Source organism: Streptococcus oralis SK304 (assembly GCF_000287715.1).
Lineage (GTDB): Bacteria > Bacillota > Bacilli > Lactobacillales > Streptococcaceae > Streptococcus > Streptococcus oralis_Y.
The window spans coordinates 24,621-42,887 of record NZ_ALJN01000008.1 but is presented as its reverse complement, the minus strand read 5'-3'; the positions used below and the strand labels follow the sequence as shown (position 1 = coordinate 42,887).

At 41.2% G+C, this 18,267-nt stretch carries 13 protein-coding genes and 1 pseudogene; 6 read left to right on the top strand and 8 right to left on the bottom strand.

Annotated elements, in window-relative coordinates; genetic code table 11:
• The 6 genes and pseudogenes from HMPREF1125_RS05340 to HMPREF1125_RS05315 all read right to left on the bottom strand — a co-directional run.
• Positions 1–427, bottom strand: a pseudogene (locus tag HMPREF1125_RS05340) (IS3 family transposase); the annotation flags it as partial.
• 70 nt (positions 428–497) lie between these two features.
• Positions 498–1,484 carry a LacI family DNA-binding transcriptional regulator gene (locus HMPREF1125_RS05335; RefSeq protein WP_001145417.1) on the bottom strand — a complete coding sequence of 329 codons (987 nt, stop codon included), beginning with the start codon at positions 1,482–1,484 and terminating at the stop codon, positions 498–500.
• Positions 1,485–1,493: 9 nt separating this feature from the next.
• Positions 1,494–2,294 carry a DUF1189 domain-containing protein gene (locus HMPREF1125_RS05330; RefSeq protein WP_000938244.1) on the bottom strand — a complete coding sequence of 267 codons (801 nt, stop codon included), beginning with the start codon at positions 2,292–2,294 and terminating at the stop codon, positions 1,494–1,496.
• 259 nt (positions 2,295–2,553) lie between these two features.
• Complete coding sequence (locus HMPREF1125_RS05325; RefSeq protein ID WP_001065641.1) at positions 2,554–3,396, bottom strand: sugar ABC transporter permease; 843 nt, start codon at positions 3,394–3,396, stop codon at positions 2,554–2,556.
• Between the two features lies 1 nt (position 3,397).
• Positions 3,398–4,690 carry a sugar ABC transporter permease gene (locus HMPREF1125_RS05320; RefSeq protein ID WP_000414947.1) on the bottom strand — a complete coding sequence of 431 codons (1,293 nt, stop codon included), beginning with the start codon at positions 4,688–4,690 and terminating at the stop codon, positions 3,398–3,400.
• Positions 4,691–4,814: 124 nt separating this feature from the next.
• Complete coding sequence (locus HMPREF1125_RS05315) at positions 4,815–6,083, bottom strand: extracellular solute-binding protein (RefSeq protein WP_000095459.1); 1,269 nt, start codon at positions 6,081–6,083, stop codon at positions 4,815–4,817.
• 473 nt (positions 6,084–6,556) lie between these two features.
• Here HMPREF1125_RS05315 and malQ point away from each other — a divergent pair, with 473 nt between their 5' ends.
• The 3 genes from malQ (at position 6,557) to HMPREF1125_RS12960 (ending at position 10,795) form a co-directional block, all read left to right on the top strand.
• Positions 6,557–8,074 (top strand): 4-alpha-glucanotransferase, encoded by a 1,518-nt coding sequence (malQ, locus tag HMPREF1125_RS05310; protein WP_000747320.1) that lies wholly within the window; start codon positions 6,557–6,559, stop codon positions 8,072–8,074.
• A gap of 22 nt (positions 8,075–8,096) precedes the next feature.
• Complete coding sequence (glgP, locus tag HMPREF1125_RS05305) at positions 8,097–10,355, top strand: glycogen/starch/alpha-glucan family phosphorylase (protein WP_000937130.1); 2,259 nt, start codon at positions 8,097–8,099, stop codon at positions 10,353–10,355.
• 233 nt (positions 10,356–10,588) lie between these two features.
• A complete protein-coding gene (locus tag HMPREF1125_RS12960) occupies positions 10,589–10,795 on the top strand; it encodes a hypothetical protein (RefSeq protein WP_033587430.1) in 207 nt (68 codons plus the stop codon).
• A gap of 108 nt (positions 10,796–10,903) precedes the next feature.
• Here the strand turns inward: HMPREF1125_RS12960 and HMPREF1125_RS05295 are convergent, their stop codons facing one another.
• Positions 10,904–11,752 (bottom strand): putative RNA methyltransferase, encoded by an 849-nt coding sequence (locus HMPREF1125_RS05295; protein WP_001095541.1) that lies wholly within the window; start codon positions 11,750–11,752, stop codon positions 10,904–10,906.
• 151 nt (positions 11,753–11,903) lie between these two features.
• Here HMPREF1125_RS05295 and HMPREF1125_RS05290 point away from each other — a divergent pair, with 151 nt between their 5' ends.
• Complete coding sequence (locus HMPREF1125_RS05290) at positions 11,904–12,182, top strand: DUF6110 family protein (protein ID WP_000910905.1); 279 nt, start codon at positions 11,904–11,906, stop codon at positions 12,180–12,182.
• Between the two features lies 1 nt (position 12,183).
• Positions 12,184–14,244: a heavy metal translocating P-type ATPase gene (locus HMPREF1125_RS05285; RefSeq protein WP_000008775.1), complete on the top strand. Its 2,061-nt coding sequence runs from the start codon at positions 12,184–12,186 to the stop codon at positions 14,242–14,244.
• Between the two features lie 77 nt (positions 14,245–14,321).
• Here HMPREF1125_RS05285 and tyrS read toward each other — a convergent pair whose 3' ends face one another.
• Entirely contained in the window at positions 14,322–15,578 is a 1,257-nt protein-coding gene (gene tyrS / locus HMPREF1125_RS05280; protein WP_000546873.1) for a tyrosine--tRNA ligase, read from the bottom strand.
• 140 nt (positions 15,579–15,718) lie between these two features.
• Between tyrS and pbp1b the strand changes: the two genes are divergently transcribed.
• On the top strand, positions 15,719–18,220 hold the full coding sequence (gene pbp1b / locus HMPREF1125_RS05275) for a penicillin-binding protein PBP1B (RefSeq protein WP_000664433.1): 2,502 nt from the start codon (positions 15,719–15,721) through the stop codon (positions 18,218–18,220).
• The last annotated feature ends 47 nt before the right edge of the window (positions 18,221–18,267 follow it).

Genomic DNA, 18,267 nt, shown 5'->3' with positions numbered 1-18,267 from the left:
GTAAGCGTTCATTCTCCTCTTGGAGTCGCTCTAGTTCTGTCATTTCTTCCCAAGTTTTCTTCCGTTTACGTCCCATTTTAGGTACTCTCCCTCTTGTTTTCTCAACAATAGTATACCACCCGTTTTTCCTGTATTGCGCCAGCCAATTTGAAAGCATTCCTTGGTTTGGGAGGGTATAATCAAGACTAACACTTCTTTGCGAACGTCCTTCCAACAGAACTTTCTCAACCATTTCTTGTTTTAATTCAGGGGAATAGTAACGATTTTTTCCTTTTTTGACGAACTCTATTCCGTAACGATCAATCCATTTAATCATGTACCTAAGATTAGAATTGTTTATCCCAAATTTATTTGAAAGCTTCTCTAAGCTATATCCTTGTTTTCTAAGTTCATAGATCTGAACTTTATTTTCATAACTCAATTTCATAATAAAAACACCCCAAAAGTTAGATTTTTTCTGTCTAACTTTTGGGGTGCAGTTCACTGGAGGCTGGTCTTTATTTTTCGATAATTTTGTGTCCAATCAACTGACGGTAACAAATCTGTTTATTGTTTTTAGCATCGTTGATGATCTGGAGAATGGTTTCAAAGGAAACGCGCCCAAGTTCCAGGCTATTGATATCGACATAGGCTACAAGGTCAAGTCGAGGATTGACAGAGTCGAAGCTCAAGACAGGAACAGTTAACTGATGCTTACTGATGTAGTCACAAACTCCTTCTGCTAGCAGACTATCGGTTGTGATGATAGCATCAATCTGCGGATCGTGATTGAACAGGAGTTCACTGAACTGATAACCTTTTTCTTCTAAAAATTCGGTCGCAAAGTAGGTTAAGTTGGTATCAATCGGAAGTTGGTGTTGTTTGAGTGCAGACTCATAGCCAGTTAGACGATCTTGCGTTACGAAGAGTCGCTTTGTACCCCCGATGAAGGCAATTCGTTTGCATCCTTTTTTGATGAAATACTCTGTCGCATCAAAGCCAGCTTGTACATTATCATTATCAACAAGAGGGATAAAGGGTGAAGTAGATTTTCCGAGAATGAGGAAAGGGAACTGCTCATCGGCTACTAGCTTGACCAGAGGATCTTCTTCTTCAGCGTAGAGGAAAATCAAACCGTCAACACGCTTACCATAGACCATCTGGGAAATAGCTTTGAGCCGCTCTTTTGCATCTTTCCCCGTTGCAATTTGGATAGCATAGTGGTTCTCAGATGCCACTTGGGCGATCCCTCGTAGAACAGATGGGAAGAAAGGATTTTGGTAAAAGGCATCCGAGTCGTCAGGGAGCACCAGGCCGATAACCTGAGTATAGCTACTTACCAAGCTACGAGCATTGAGATTGGGATGGTAGTTGAGCTCCTTCATCGCCTTGCGAACTCGTTTTTTGGTTTCATCACTAATCGTTGATTTATTTTGAATGACGCGGGTAACAGTGGAAGGTGAGACACCTGCTGCTTTAGCCACATCTTTAATCGTCACGGGCATAAAAATCTCCTATTTATGATAATCTGGATCACGGAAATGTGTCTTGTAAAAAATAGTGACCAGATAAAGAACAAAAAGAATGTTTTGTACAGTGATAAGCGTTGTCATATTTTGGCCAAAAAGCCCCAAAATAAGCGTAATCAGAGTGGGTAATCCTAAACAGTTCAAGATAAAGTGGTAGCACTCTTTAAAAGTCCTAAATGAAAAGAGGCGTGATTTTTTGGTGATATAAAGGAGGAGACTAGCTCCAAGAGAGACAATAAAGAAATTCAATCCAAAGAGGAAGCTTGCACCAAGAACGAGAAAGAGACTGATATAGACCCGATTTTGTTGGTACCAATCTTTAGAAATGGCCTGGGTTAGATCTTCCTTACTCTGGAAACTCTCCGTTTGAATCGCGTGGTAGCGAATGCGAGTCAGTTCCTTACTTTCCTTACTGATGACGAGTTCTTCCGTATCAAAATGAAGTTGCAAGCCCTTTGGCAATTCTTTGTTTTGGCTCGGGCCAATCAAAAGAGAAGGCTGCTGATTCTTAGTGCCTGAGTAGTTCAGTTTTCCATCAACGATTTGTGCATTCTCTGACAAGTCCATGATGGCTTCATCTGTCAGTGGAGTGTAGACATTATCGATAAAGGTATCCAGTGGATACGTTTCCTGTGAGCTGTTTTGAATGGCAATCGGAACCATAGACAAACTGATGAGGAAAATGCTCGTAAAGAGAAGCTGAAACCAGTTGAGGCCGAAACGTTTTGATAGGGGCTTACGAAATCCCCAGATACTAGAGAAATACGAGAATGGATATGGAAGCATAGGCATCTTTCTAAAAGTGTTTTCTATATGAGTATTATTATATAGAGAAATGTGCTTTATTTCAAGTCTAGGAGATAAATTGCTTGTTGCAAGAATATTACTTACAGTAACAATTTCTAATACTCAATGAAAATCAAAGAGCAAACTAGGAAGCTAGTCGCAGGTTGCTCAAAGCACAGCTTTGAGGTTGGAGATAAAGCTGACGTGGTTTGAAGAGATTTTCGAAGAGTATAAAATGAAAAAGGGTGGCGGGGATAGATTATCCCTTGTCGCCACCACTTGTAAGTCCTGAAACAAAGTTCTTTTGTAGGAAGAAGAAGAGAATACAGATTGGAAGGGCGATGAGGATGGCACCTGCTGAGAAGTAGGCGATCTTCATGTTTTTCACATTGCTAACGAAGGTTTGGAGACCAACGGCAACAGTAAAGTATTCTTTCTCACGAAGTAAGAAACTAGAGAGGATGTAATCCCCGAAAGGTCCCATGAAGGCCCAGAGGGCTTGTACAGCTACCATTGGGCGAACGAGTGGAAGGACAATTTGCCAGAAGCGACGGAAGTGTCCTGCACCATCTAGTTTTGCAGATTCGTCAAGAGACATTGGCACGGTATCAAAGTAACCTTTCATGAGCCAAGCATTCATCGGAATACCTCCACCGACGTAGAGGAAGATGAGGAACCAGCTATGGTTAAGGGCGTTCAACATAAGTGCCATAACGAAGAAGGCAGTCAAGGCGGCCATGGTTGGTACCATTTGGATGATTAAGAAGAAGACCAAACTTTGCTTACGAGCCAAGAAGTTGTAACGGCTGTAAGCATAACCAGCAAGGACGATGATACTTGTTTGAACAACCATGGTAATCAAGGCGATGATCAAGGTATTGAGGTACCAAGTACCGTACAAGGTTTCAGTAAAGAGTCCTTTAAAGTTATCAAAATTGAAGTCGATGTTAGTATCGAGTTTAAAGGCTGCGACGTTACCTGCTTTAAAGGCTGACATGATGGTAATCAAAAGTGGATAGATAATGACAATTGATAGGCCTATCAAGTAGAGGTAAGTGAGGGTTTGAGTCAGTCTACGTTTGAGTTTGATTGAGTTATTCATCTTAGACGTCCTCCATATCAAATGCGTGTAGTTTCTTGAATGCGATCATAGAGATAGAGATGACAATGATTGAGATAATCAAGGTAACAGCTGCCGCCATAGAGTATTGAGGAGATGTACCTGTTGTCAAACGGTAAATCCATGAAATCAAGATATCAGTTGAACCGGCTCCACCTCCGACAGTACCAGGACCTCCACCATTAAAGAGATACATGATAGAGAAGTTGTTAAAGTTGAAGGTGTATTGGCTAATCAATGTTGGGGCTGCAACAGCTAAAATCATAGGGAAAGTGATGTTACGGAATTTTTGCCAAGCATTGGCACCATCGATATAAGCCGCTTCGTAGAGGTCGTTAGGAATAGACTGCAAGATACCCAAGGTCAAAACGTAGATGTATGGGAATCCTAGCCAACCTTGCATCATAATCAAGGCAATCTTAGTCCAAGTTGGATCTGTTTTCCAAGGGATAAGCGCTCCATCTAGGAAAGGAAGAACCTTAGACAAGAGAGGCAAGACTTGGGTGTTGATGGCACCAACACTATCATTAAACATATTTGAGAACGTCAAGATAGTGATGAAGGCTGGAACTGCCCAAGGAAGAAGGAAAATAACACCAAAGATACGTTTTCCTTTGATAAATGGTTGGTTGGCAATGATTGCTGTAAAGATACCAATAACAATCTGCAAAGTAGAAGCAGCTAAAGCCCAGATAATGGTCCAAGAAAGAACGGAACCAAAGGCTGAACGGAAGGTACTCAAGCTCCAGATGTTTGTGAAGTTCGTCAAACCAACCCAGTCCAACAATTTATTTGGTGGTAAATGTTGGAAGTCATAGTTGGTAAAGGCAATCATCAAGGTTACGATAACTGGAAAGATAATCGCAAATGTCATCGCTACATACGATGGGATGATCAAAAGGTATGGGAATCCATTCTCATAAATACCTTTAATCATATCCTTAAAGGTACGAGCTACAGGAATCCCGTTGTTGATACGTTTAGCAGTTGTATGTGCGTCCTTGATATTAAAGATATAAAAGAGCAAGTAAACGACAACAAAGATAGAATGGAAAGCACCACGAATCAGCATGAAAAGTGAATTGTCACGACCAGGTTTGTCACCAAGAGTGACCAAATTGCTCAATTCAGGGGTTGCAAGTGTTAGAAAATACAGAACAAATAAGACAGTAACACCAAGGAAAATAAATCCTTTCGCTTTTTGTTTGTTATAAATTTGTCCTAAACCAGGAATGATTGACAGCAAGGCTGCTTTGCGAGGCTGTTGTTTTTCCATGATTACTCCTTTCATAGGATGCGAGATAAAACTCGGATTCAATCGTAAGATACGTACGTATAATAATAGGCGTATCTATAAATTCAAAGGGGGATTTTGCTTCCACCCCCCTTGAACAAATCAATTATTCACCAAATTTTTGTTTGATTGTGTCCTTAATCAATGTTACAGCATCGTTAGCAGCTGTTTTCGCATCTTTCGTACCACTTACAGCTTCAAAGAGCATTGTTTTAGCTGGGTCCCAAACAGCTGACATTTGAGAGATGTTTGGCATTGGTTGAGCGTTCTTGAACTGTTCAATCACGGCTGTTGTCAACTCATCTTTTTTGCCTTCAGCATAAGTACGAGCTTCAGTATTAGCTGGGATTTCGTTTGTTACATCGTAGAACGCTTTTTGTTGTTCAGTTGAAACTAGGAAATCTACAAATTTTTGAGCGCCTTCAAGGTTCTTAGTGCTTGCTGGGATAACCCAAGCTTTACCACCGCCAAATGTTTCGTAGTTTTTACCGTTTGGAAGAGTTGGGATAGTCGCAACACCGTAGTTTACTTTAGCATCTTTGAATGCTTGAGCTTTCCAAGGACCATCGATGATAGCAGCTGTTTTACCTTCTTGGAATTGAGTTTGGATTAAGTTTGGAGCCCCTTCAGTATCTTGCATACCTTTAGGCCATTTTTCGTACCAAGATTTAGCATATTCGATACCTTTGATTGCCCCGTCGTTTGCAAGTCCGATATCTTTAGGATCTTTACCGTTTTGACCAAATACATAACCGCCATTACCAGCAAGAAGTCCGTATGCGTAGTAGAAGTTTGTCCAGTCAGCTAGGAAGGCAGTAGTTTTGCCATCTTCACCAGCGAAAGCGTATTTGCTGTCTTTAGCAAGGTTTTCCAAATCAGCAAATGTTTTAGGAGCTTCCTTAAGCAAATCTTTGTTATAGTACAAAACGAGTGATTCGATGACAGCTGGAGCACCATAGACTTTACCACCAACAGTTACAAGTGATTTTGTTTTATCGTCTGTCTTCGCACCATCACTAAGAGTTACTTCTGAAAGTTGTCCGTCAGTACCAAGGCTACCTACACGGTCGTATGGAGCCATCATAACATCAGGAGCTTTACCAGATTGGTTGTCTAGAGAAAGGTTATCAAGACCACCCATTTGATCTCCTGTTTTGATAGTAACTTTTACGCCAGATTCTTTTTCATAAGCTTTTGCAGCTGATTCAGCAAAGGCTTTATATTGGTCTTCAACGTAGAAAGTGATTTCTTTCGCTTCTGAAGAGCTAGTATCAGCTGCTTTGTCAGCAGTTTTGCTTCCGCAAGCCACCAAGAGCAAGCTAGCGAGAGTAGCAGTTCCGAGCACAGCAGCGCTCTTCATGAATTTAGATGACATAGTGTATTCCTCCTAAAGAATAACAGTATAATTTATTTAGAAAACGCAAACGTTTTCTTTTATGAGCTTAGTATAGCACAAATAGAAAACGGTTGCAAGCGTTTTTAAAAAGTTTTTTAAAAAAATTTTAAGGTTTCAAACATTTGTCAATGCCTTTATATAGGAAAAAACATTAAATCTTTGTTTCTCTTGAATTGAAAATGTATTAGGAAAACGATTGCGTAAATTCGGCTCAGTTTTTCAGAAAATAGAGCAGATATTGGGAATGAATTATCTTAAATCAGAAAATCTTTAAAATTTTTTCGCTTATTTCATAAAATATCAGTGGGAATAAGTTTTAGTTAGATAAAAATAATTCAAAAAAATTTTTAAAAACGCTTGCATTTGTTTTTGAAATGCGTTATACTTAAATTAACGCAAACGTTTGCGCCTTAATTGCGCAACGTTTTATAACAAACACATGAGGTGCTATTATGAAAAAACGTCAAAGTGGTGTGTTGATGCACATCTCTTCTCTGCCAGGAGCATACGGGATTGGATCATTTGGGCAGACTGCCTATGATTTCGTCGATTTCTTGGTTCGTACGAAGCAACGTTACTGGCAAATCCTCCCTCTTGGGACAACAAGCTATGGAGATTCTCCATACCAATCATTCTCAGCCTTTGCTGGGAATACGCATTTTATCGACCTTGATATCTTGGTAGAGCAGGGCTTGCTCGAAGCCAGTGACCTTAAAGGTGTTGACTTTGGTAGCGATGCATCTGAAGTTGACTATGCGAAAATTTATTACGCACGTCGTCCACTTTTAGAAAAAGCAGTGAAACGCTTCTTGGAAGTGGGTGATGTCAAAGATTTTGAGAAGTTTGCTCAAGACAACCAATCATGGCTCGAACTCTTCGCAGAATATATGGCTATCAAAGAGCATTTTGACAATCTTGCTTGGACAGAATGGCCAGATGCAGATGCTCGTGCTCGTAAAGCTTCAGCACTTGAAAGCTACCGTGAGAAATTGGCAGACAAGTTGGTTTACCACCGTGTGACTCAATACTTCTTCTTCCAACAATGGTTGAAATTGAAAGCCTACGCTAACGACAACCACATCGAAATCGTTGGAGACATGCCAATCTATGTTGCGGAAGATTCAAGCGACATGTGGGCAAATCCACATCTCTTCAAGACAGATGCCACTGGTAAAGCAACCTGCATCGCAGGATGTCCACCAGATGAGTTTTCTGCCACTGGTCAGCTTTGGGGGAACCCAATCTATGACTGGGAAGCAATGGACAAAGACGGTTACAAATGGTGGATTGAACGCTTGCGCGAAAGCTTCAAAATCTACGATATCGTTCGTATCGACCACTTCCGCGGTTTCGAATCTTACTGGGAGATTCCTGCTGGTTTCGATACAGCAGCACCTGGTAAATGGGTGAAAGGTCCAGGCTACAAACTCTTCGCAGCCGTTAAGGAAGAGCTTGGTGAGCTAAACATCATCGCAGAAGACCTTGGTTTCATGACAGATGAAGTCATCGAGTTGCGTGAACGCACTGGATTCCCAGGAATGAAGATTCTTCAATTTGCCTTCAATCCAGAAGACGAAAGTATCGATAGCCCACACTTGGCACCAGCTAACTCAGTTATGTACACAGGAACACATGATAACAATACGGTCCTTGGTTGGTACCGTAATGAGATCGACGATCCAACTCGCGAGTACATGGCGCGCTACACGAACCGTAAAGAGTACGAAACAGTGCCACACGCAATGCTTCGCACAGTATTTTCATCTGTTAGCTTCATGGCAATTGCAACTATGCAAGATTTGCTAGAACTAGATGAGGCGGCTCGCATGAACTTCCCATCTACTCTTGGCGGAAATTGGTCATGGCGTATGACAGCAGACCAACTCACACCAGCTGTTGAAGAAACTTTGCTTGACTTGACTACAATTTATCGCCGAATTAATGAAAATTTGGTAGAATTAAAGAAATAAGACAATATCAGGAGACACAAAAATGTTACCATTAAAAGAATTTGTACAAAAACGTTGCAATAAAACCATTGCAGAATGTAGCAATGAAGAGCTTTACCTTGCTCTTCTCAACTACAGCAAGCTTGCTAGCAGTCAAAAACCAGTCAACACTGGTAAGAAAAAAGTTTACTACATCTCAGCTGAGTTCTTGATCGGTAAACTCTTGTCAAACAACTTGATTAACCTTGGTCTTTATGACGATGTGAAGAAAGAACTTGCTGCTGCAGGTAAAGAGTTGATCGAAATTGAAGAAGTAGAATTGGAACCATCACTTGGTAACGGTGGTTTGGGACGTTTGGCAGCCTGCTTTATCGACTCAATCGCTACACTTGGTTTGAATGGTGACGGTGTTGGATTGAACTATCACTTTGGTCTTTTCCAACAAGTTCTTAAAAACAACCAACAAGAAACGATTCCTAATGCTTGGTTGACAGAGCAAAACTGGTTGGTACGCTCAAGCCGTAGTTACCAAGTGCCATTTGCACACTTCACATTGACATCTACCCTTTACGATATCGATGTACCTGGTTACAAGACAGCTACTAAAAACCGCTTGCGTTTGTTTGACTTGGATTCAGTTGATTCTTCTATCATCGAAGATGGCATCAACTTTGACAAGACAGATATCGCTCGCAACTTGACTCTCTTCCTTTACCCAGACGATAGCGACAAGAAAGGTGAATTGCTCCGTATCTTCCAACAATACTTCATGGTTTCAAACGGTGCGCAATTGATCATTGACGAAGCGATCGAAAAAGGAAGCAACTTGCATGACCTTGCGGACTACGCAGTTGTACAAATCAACGATACTCACCCATCAATGGTGATCCCTGAATTGATTCGTCTTTTGACTGCACGTGGTATCGAACTTGACGAAGCAATCTCTATCGTTCGTAGCATGACTGCCTACACGAACCACACAATCCTTGCTGAAGCCCTTGAAAAATGGCCTCTTGAATTCTTGCAAGAAGTGGTTCCTCACTTGGTACCAATCATCAAAGAATTGGACCGTCGTGTGAAAGCAGAATACAAAGACCCAGCTGTTCAAATCATTGATGAAAACGACCGTGTACACATGGCTCACATGGATATTCACTACGGATACAGTGTTAACGGGGTAGCAGCACTCCACACTGAGATCTTGAAGAACTCAGAGTTGAAAGCTTTCTACGACATCTACCCAGAAAAATTCAACAACAAAACAAACGGTATCACATTCCGTCGTTGGCTCATGCATGCCAACCCAAGACTATCTCACTACTTGGATGAGATTATTGGAGAGGGATGGCACCATGAAGCAGATGAGCTTGAAAAACTCTTGTCTTACGAAGACAAAGCAGCTGTCAAAGAAAAATTGGAAAGTATCAAGGCTCACAACAAACGTAAATTGGCTCGTCACTTGAAAGATCACCAAGGTGTGGAAATCAATACAAACTCTATCTTTGATATCCAAATCAAACGTCTTCACGAGTACAAACGCCAACAAATGAACGCTTTGTATGTCATCCACAAATACCTTGATATCAAGGCTGGTAACATCCCTGCTCGTCCAATCACAGTCTTCTTTGGTGGTAAAGCAGCTCCTGCCTACACAATCGCCCAAGACATCATTCACTTGATCCTTTGCTTGTCAGAAGTGATTGCAAATGATCCAGAAGTAGCTCCACACTTGCAAGTGGTTATGGTTGAAAACTACAACGTTACTGCAGCAAGCTTCCTTATCCCAGCATGTGATATCTCAGAACAAATCTCACTTGCTTCTAAAGAAGCTTCAGGTACTGGTAACATGAAATTCATGTTGAACGGTGCTTTGACTCTTGGTACTATGGACGGTGCTAACGTGGAAATCGCTGAGTTGGTTGGTGACGAAAACATCTATATCTTTGGTGAAGATTCAGAAACTGTTATCGACCTTTACGCAAAAGCAGCTTACAAATCAAGCGAATTCTATGCTCGTGAAGCTATCAAACCTTTGGTTGACTTCATCGTGAGTGACGCTGTTCTTGCAGTAGGCAAGAAAGAACGCTTGGAACGTCTTTACAACGAATTGATTAACAAAGACTGGTTCATGACTCTCCTTGACTTGGAAGACTACATCAAAGTCAAAGAGCAAATGCTTGCTGACTACGAAGATCGTGACGCATGGTTGGATAAAGTCATCGTTAACATTTCTAAAGCAGGATTCTTCTCATCTGACCGTACAATCGCTCAGTACAACGAAGATATCTGGCACTTGAACTAAGATACAAATTTATACTAATACATTTTGTAAAAAAGCGAGTTTCGATTGAAATTCGCTTTTTTTGAATAATGTTGATTTGAATCAATCTGGTCTAAAAAGAGAGAAATCATAGACGTATTGAAGGTTTAACACTCTCTTTCAACCTCATGCTTCTTCTTAGTTGATTACCTCACATTTCTTGTATCCGCTTACACGAAGTGTTATAATATGATTGCAGGAAAGAAGGTGTTCTTATGTGGAAAAAATATTTTTCAAAATATAAATGGACTGATTTATTTTGGATACTATTTGTGATTTGGTCATGCCTTTATATGGGTAATAGTAGTTCCTTTCCACTGACTCATCAAGAAATCTCTTTTCATGGATGTTGTTATGGGGCATCACTTGCCTCATTTCACTTGCTATTTATTGATAAATTTGTTATTTCGAATCGAAAATAAATGGAGAGGTTAAAATTTTTTCCACTTTTCGGATAGACAGTTGAAAAATCGCGATTTATACCCACACCTCAAGAGGAGGTGTGGGTTTTGTCTTATTGAAAGATTTATTTACACTGCTTTCCCAACTAAAATCTCTGCTTCGATGGTAATCTCAGTCAACTGACTCCAGTCAATCTTGGTTTGGTCAACGTGAAAGAGGAGAGGCGTCATGGCAAGCAGGGCTTGGCGTTGCTCAGCCGAGATAGGTTTTGTTAAGGAAGCAATCTGACTAGATTGGATGCTGAAATGTTCCTGGAAATGTTCCTTGATATCTTGGTTGGAATAATCCTTCTTTGTCAGCTGGTCCTGCACCATTTGACGGATTTCCTTGAGGTGATTTTCAGTCGGGATGACCTTGATCAAAATACCATCTTTGGATAAAACGCGACGGAATTCCCCATAGTTGGCAGGCGAAAAGATATCAAGCAGGATATCTATGCTGGCGTCTTTTATAGGGAGACGAGCCAGGTCACCGACAAACCAGTTGACCGCCCAGTTGGGTTCGCTCTTGGCAGCGATTTGAACGGAATCTTTTGAAATATCAAAGGCGTAGAAGGTCTTGTCAGAGTGTGTTTGTTGGAGTTTACGAGAGTAGAATCCTTCGCCACAACCGATATCCAAGATAGTTTTGGCAGTTTCTAGGCTTGCAAGCAGGTCTGAGATGGTTTCTAAGATAGTCTGATAAAAGCCAGCTTCTAGGATTTCTTGGCGGTTTTGAAAGTTTTCCTTGTCGTAGTTGGCAGATTGCTTGATTTGAGGAGTCAGATTGACATAGCCGAATTTTGCCAAGTCAAAAGAATGGCGATTGCTACACTTGAGACTAGTTTCGACCAAGGTCAGATTTTCTTGGCAGATGGGGCAGGCAAAAGCGCTAGCAGTAGCGAAGCGCTGGAGTTTTGGTTTGAGGTTTGTATTCATAGTTTAAGTCTAGCAAAAGAGGCAAGCGAAAGCAAGTATAGGAGTATGTAGATATGAGATTCAATAGAAATAAATCCAATTCTTTAATCCATAGAATGGAATTGCTTTTATATCTAAATTGCTATATAATAATGATAAGGAGGAAACGACTATGTTAAAAGAAGTATTAACCATCGCAAAAGCTGCGAAAAAATCATCACTCTTTTTGGGTGGTGTAGCATTTGGCACTCTTGGTTTGAAAATCTTGGCAAGTAAAGAAGCTAAAAAAGGCTATTCTAAAGCTTTGGCTAAGGCTTACAAATTGAAAGACGAATTGGATGCATCTGTTTCTATTGTGAAACAACATGGAGACGATGTCTTGCAAGATGCCAAATATTTGTACGAGCAAGAGAAAAAAGAAGAGCAATTAGATAGCCTTATAGGAGAATAATATGTCTTTTAAAGTGCTACATAGAGGATACCAACATATCCGACTATCATCTTCTTTTTCACTCACCTTGGATATTCAAGACTATCTTCGTTCCTTGGCGAGAGATGAAAAGGGGATTGAGTCTATCCAGTTTTACATGGATCAACAGCACTTTACTCTACGCATAAAAGAAGGCTTTTCTGTATTAGATAATGCAGAAGCCTTTTTAAAAAGAATTGATAAAGGGAAAGTTTCTGAGTTGATGACTCTTCCCATTCGTAGAGAAGAGAGTGCTTATTCTATTGTTTCAGGTGCAGCGATTAAGCGTGTACTTTTTCGTAGTTTTGTGCCGTATCCTATTCGCTATATATGGACTTGTTATCAGGCTTTGGGTTATATTAGAGAAGCCTATCAAACACTAGCGCGTAAGGAACTAACGATGGAAGTCTTGGACTGTTCGGCGATTTTATTGTCCTTGTTTATGAACCAATCCAAGACAGCTAGCAATATCATGTTTATGCTTGATTTGGGGAATCATTTAGATCAGTGGTCTTTGAAAAAAACTGCAACAGATTTAGAACAAAGCCTTCTTGCAAAAGAGAGCGACGTATTCTTAGTACAGGGCGATACGGTTGTTAGTATCAAGAGTTCCGATGTTCAAATAGGAGATGTCTTGGTCCTATCTCAAGGAAATGAAATTCTGTTTGATGGACAAGTAGTTTCAGGTTTAGGTATGGTCAACGAAAGTTCCTTGACGGGAGAGAGTTTTCCAGTTGAAAAAAGAGAGTCTGATTTGGTTTGTGCAAATACAGTATTAGAAACTGGAGAGTTACGCATTCGTGTAACCGATAATCAGATGAACAGCCGGATTTTACAACTGATTGAGTTAATGAAGAAATCTGAAGAAAACAAGAAAACGAAACAACGCTATTTCATCAAGATGGCGGATAAGGTCGTCAAATATAATTTCTTGGGGGCTGGGCTAACTTACCTATTAACAGGTTCTTTTTCTAAGGCTATTTCTTTCCTATTAGTCGATTTCTCCTGCGCTTTGAAAATCTCTACTCCTGTAGCTTATTTGACAGCTATCAAGGAGGGGTTGAACCGTGAAATGGTGATTAAGGATGGGGATGTTCTGGAGAAATATCTGGAAGTTGATACTTTCTTGTTTGATAAGACGGGAACAATCACAACTAGTTATCCTATAGTTGAAAAGGTGTTACCTTTTGGGGACTATAGTGAGGAAGATATTCTCAGAATCAGTGCCTGTCTTGAGGAACACATTTATCATCCTATTGCTAATGCCATCGTCAAGCAAGCTGAGATAGAGGGAATTGAACATGAGGAAATGCATGGGAAACTCCAATATATTGCAAGCAAGGGGATCAAATCTCATATAGATGGCCAACCAGTTCTTATTGGGAATTATGTCTTGATGCAGGATGAGCAGATTCATATCAGTTCAGAACAAAATGCTTTAATTGAAGAGTACAAGAGTCACTACAATCTCTTATTCTTGGCTTATCAGAATGAATTGATTGGAATGTTCTGCATTCATACTCCTTTGAGAAAAGAAGCAAAAGCAGCCTTGGAGAAACTTAAGGCACAAGGGAAAAAATTGATTCTGGCAACAGGGGACACCTTGGTTAGGACAGAGGAATTAGTCAAAGATTTGCCCTTTGATCAGGTCTATACAGACTTGAAACCTGATGGGAAATTTGAGTTAGTAGAGGAACTGCAGAAAGCAGGTCACACGATTTTGATGGTTGGAGATGGATTGAATGACTCAGCGGCTCTAACCCTATCAGATATCGGTGTGGTGATGAATGAGAGTGCAGATATTTCTAAGCAGATGAGCGATATCTTATTGTTAGATAATCGTTTGGATTTCTTCCAAGAGTTGGATTGGCTATCATCATCTTTGCAAACACTCATCAAGAAGAATATTCAAGATACCGTTGTCGTAAATAGTAGTTTGATTGGCTTTGGCTTGTTTAATTGGCTCAGTCCTTCAAACCTCTCTATCCTACATAATCTAACAACCTTACGCATAGTCCTGCGTAGCCTGTCTATTAAGGGATAGATGGGGACTATTCACAGCAAAAAGGAGTTACCTTTCTCGAGGGTAACTCCTTTGTTTATAGGTAAATGTTTAACAATTTAGTAAGTCAACACAAAGTATTTCTTCTTCCCGCGGCGGATAACAGTGAGTTCGTTTTCTAACTTATCTGCGTCGCTCAAGACATAGTCAAGGTCTTGGATACGGTCGCCGTTGACGTAGATAGCTCCGTTTTGAACGTCTTCACGGGCTTGGCGTTTTGAATTGACCACACCAGATGAGACGAGAAGTTCCACGATATTGTGGTTTTCGTCTGCCTGTACTTGGTAGTTTGGCACTCCACGAAGTCCTTGTTTGAGTTCTTTGACAGAAAGGTTTTTGATGTTTCCAGCAAAGAGTTGCTCAGTTATGTTAAGAGCTTCTTTGTAAGCTTCTTCTCCGTGAACAAGAGTCACGACTTCACGAGCCAGGACTTTTTGAGCCAAGCGTTCGTGTGGAGCAGCTTCAAATTGTTTGCGGATGTCTTCAATCTCATCAAGTGATAAGAAGGTAAAGATTTTCAAGAAGCGAACAGCGTCAGCATCCATCACGTTCATCCAGAATTGGTACATTTCGTATGGAGAAGTCTTTTCAGGGTTGAGCCAGACTGCGTTTCCTTCTGATTTACCAAATTTCTTACCAGTTGCGTCTGTGATGAGTGGAACAGTGATAACGTGACCAGTCTTGTCAGCCTTACGACGAAGCAATTCGGTACCAGCTGTCATATTGCCCCACTGGTCAGAACCACCGATTTGTAGCGTTACGTTGTGCTCTTGGTTAAGGACGTAGAAGTCATACCCTTGCATGATTTGGTAGGCAAACTCAGTGTAAGAAATCCCTGTTTCAATCCGTTTCTTCACAGACTCCTTGCTCATCATGTAGTTGACAGTGAAGTATTTTCCGACATCACGGAGGAAGTCAATGAAGCTGATGCTGCCAAACCAGTCGTAGTTGTTGACCATGACAGCTTTATTTTCCCCATTTTCAAAGTCAAGAAAACGAGAAAGTTGTCCTTGGATAGACTTGACCCAGCCCTCTACTGTGTCTTTTGTTTGGAGACTACGCTCAGCATCTTTGAAGGACGGATCTCCGATGAGACCTGTTGCACCGCCAACGAGCGCATAAGGTTTGTGACCTGCTAGTTGCAAACGACGACTTGTCAAGATTGCGACAAGGTGGCCTAGGTGAAGGCTGTCAGCAGTTGGATCGTAGCCACTATAATAAGAAACTTGACCTTCTTCTAGGGCTTTGCGCAAAGCTTCTTCATCAGTCGTTTGAAAAATCAAACCACGCTCTTTTAGCTCATCAAAAATGTGCATGTGTCTTTTCTCCTTTATAAAATATTGTTTCTACCTATTGTATCACAAACTTGATTAATAGCCTAGTAGAATAGGGAAGAAAGTGGCTATTTTATTGAAAGTTTTCCTTTTATGGTATAATAGAGAAAGCGAGGACATTCATGAAAGAAAGAATTAATGAATTAAAAACAAAAATGCTGCATTTTTTCCAGCAGCTAATGCAACGAATTGCAAAATGGAAGAAAAGACTAGCAGAAAAACTGGCTAATAAGAAAACCGGTAAAAAGGGGACCTCTTCTGATAAAGTTGGAAGGGCAGGATCTAATTTTGCTAAGGTTTTGAGTGGGTTTAAAATAGTTTTTAATACTCTCTTTATCCTAGGTTTTATCGGTGGACTGTTTGGTGCTGGGGTGGCTATGGGTTATGGAGTCGCTCTATTTGACAAGGCCCAGGTACCTCAAGCAGAAGAGTTGGTCAAGCAAGTGAAGGATATTGCCTCTATCTCAGAAATCACTTATTCTGACGGCAGTACCATTGCCTCGATCGAGGGCGATTTGTTGCGCACTTCAGTCGCTTCAGATGCTATCTCAGACAATCTTAAGAAGGCTATCATTGCGACAGAGGACGAGAATTTCAACGAGCACAAGGGAGTCGTGCCTAAGGCCGTTATTCGTGCGACCCTGGGAACTTTTGTCGGTCTGGGGTCATCCAGTGGTGGTTCGACCTTGACTCAGCAGGTTATCAAGCAGCAAGTGGTGGGGGATGCTCCCACTCTAGCTCGTAAGGCCAAAGAAATCATTGATGCTCTAGCTTTAGAGCGGGCTATGGGTAAGGATGAGATTTTAACAACCTACCTTAATATTGCTCCTTTTGGTCGCAATCATAAAGGCCAAAATATTGCAGGTGCCCAACAGGCTGCAGAAGGAATCTTTGGGGTTAAAGCTTCGGATTTAACGGTCCCTCAAGCAGCCTTTATTGCAGGATTGCCACAGAGCCCAATCAGTTACTCCCCTTATGAATCTGACGGTAGTATGAAGAGTGAGGAGGATTTGGCTCTGGGGATCAAACGGGCTAGAGATGTTCTCTATAATATGTACCGGACAGGGGCTCTAAGTCAGGAAGATTACGACAAGTACAAGGATTATGATTTTAAGAAAGACTTCTTACCATCTGGTAGTGTCAGTGGTACTTCGCGTGACTATCTCTACTTCGCAACCTTGGCAGAAGCTACTGATCGGATGTATGACTATCTGATTCAGAGAGATAATGTTTCTGTACAAGAGCAAAAGAATGAATCCATCCAGAAAGCTTATCGTGATTTAGCGACTAAGGAAATTGAAAATGGTGGATATAAGATTACGACGACTATTAATAAAAATGTTCATGCTGCGATGCAAAATGCGGTGGCAACCTACGGCTATCTGCTAGATGATTCGACAGGCCAGCCTGAGGTGGGGAATGTCCTCATGGACAACCAAACGGGAGCTATTCTTGGGTTTGTCGGTGGTCGCAATTATCAAAAAAATCAGAATAACCACGCTATCGACACAAAACGTTCTCCTGCTTCGACTACTAAGCCGATATTGGCTTACAGTATTGCCATTGACCAAGGTCTGATGGGAAGTGCAAGTATCTTATCAAACTATCCAACCAACTTTTCAAACGGCAATCCTATCATGTATGTCAATAGTCCTGGTACGGGCATGATGACGTTAGGGGAGGCCCTTAACTACTCATGGAATATCCCAGCCTACTGGACTTATCGTACACTTCGAGAGAAGGGTGTTGATGTTAAAGGCTATATGGAAAAAATGGGTTACGAAATCCCAGAATATGGTATTGAGAGTTTACCGATGGGCGGAGGAATTGACGTTACAGTTGCTCAGCATACTAACGGATATCAGACTTTGGCCAACAACGGAGTTTACCATAAGAAACATATGATTGCGAAGATCGAGTCAACAGATGGTCGAGTGGTTTATGAACATAAAGATAAACCTGTCCAAGTTTACTCAAAAGCGACAGCGACCATCATGCAAAATTTGCTTCGCGATGTTATTTCATCTCGGATTACCTCAAGTTTCCAGACAGACTTGGCTACCATCAATCCAAGCCTCGCTAGCGCCGACTGGATTGGAAAAACTGGTACAACCAATGAAGATGAAAACATGTGGCTTATGCTTTCTACGCCTCGCTTGACCTTGGGTGGCTGGCTAGGTCACGATGACAACCGCCCACTAGCTAAAGGAGCAGGCCACTACCGCAATGCCAACTATATGGCTCACTTGGTTAATGCCATTCAACAAGCAAAACCTGGCATTTGGGGGAATGAGCGCTTTAATCTCGACTCAAGTGTGACCAAGTCACAAGTTCTCAAGTCGACAGGGGAGAAACCGGGCAAGGTTTCAATTAATGGCAAAGAAGTTAACGTTTCCGGTTCTACCGTAACAAGTTACTGGGCTACTAAAGAAGGTGCCCCAGTGACCACCTATCGCTTTGCTATTGGAGGAAGCGATGCAGATTATCTGAACGCATGGAAGAATATTCTAGGAAGCATTCCTGCAGTAACTCCTCCAAGCTCAAGTAGCAGTTCGGGAACAACAAGTTCGAGTGGAAATACTCAGAGTGGCTCTTCAGGACGTTCACGTCTGTTTAATCGCTAAGATAGAGTAGCAGCAAGGTTAGTAATTTCCCCTTGTTGCTACTTTTT